The organism is Paenibacillus residui, from assembly GCF_042677205.1.
GTDB classification, from domain to species: domain Bacteria; phylum Bacillota; class Bacilli; order Paenibacillales; family NBRC-103111; genus Paenibacillus_L; species Paenibacillus_L residui.
The window spans coordinates 1-548 of sequence record NZ_JBHTIU010000127.1 but is presented as its reverse complement, the minus strand read 5'-3'; the positions used below and the strand labels follow the sequence as shown (position 1 = coordinate 548).

Here is a 548-nt window from a genome sequence, read left to right as displayed (position 1 = left end):
TCCTTATCGGGGCGTTCTCTTTTTATATAGATATTTCTTCAAAGAGCCGGTTGTCCCTCTCAGGCAGCCGGCATTTTTCATGAAAGGAGGAACAGCGAATGACGAAGGTGATTGCTCTTGCCAATCAGAAAGGCGGTGTCGGCAAAACGACTACGGCTGTTAATTTGGGTATTGGCTTGGCGACTGAAGGTAAAAAGGTTCTTCTAGTGGATGCGGATGCACAAGGCAATTTGACAGATGCGTTGGGTTACCGCGAACCGGATAATTTGTCAATTTCTTTGGCTACACTGCTCGTTAAAAATATGTTGGAAGAATCGTATCCGCCCCAAAAAGGCATTTTGCACCATCCCGAAGGGATTGACCTAATGCCCGGTAACATCGAATTGTCTGCTGTTGAAGTCTCGCTTGTCAATACAATGAGCAGGGAAACGATCTTGCGCTCCTATATAGACAAGGTGAAAAAGGACTATGATTATGTCCTTATTGACTGTATGCCCAGCTTGGGCATGTTGACCATCAATGCACTGGCGGCCGCTGATAGCGTCATC

At 46.4% G+C, this 548-nt stretch carries 1 protein-coding gene; it reads left to right on the top strand.

Annotated features, from left to right (window positions below; genetic code table 11):
* Positions 1–98 precede the first annotated feature (98 nt).
* The coding region (locus ACFQ03_RS25870) for a ParA family protein (RefSeq protein ID WP_379291907.1) at positions 99–548 on the top strand (450 nt) is incomplete at its 3' end.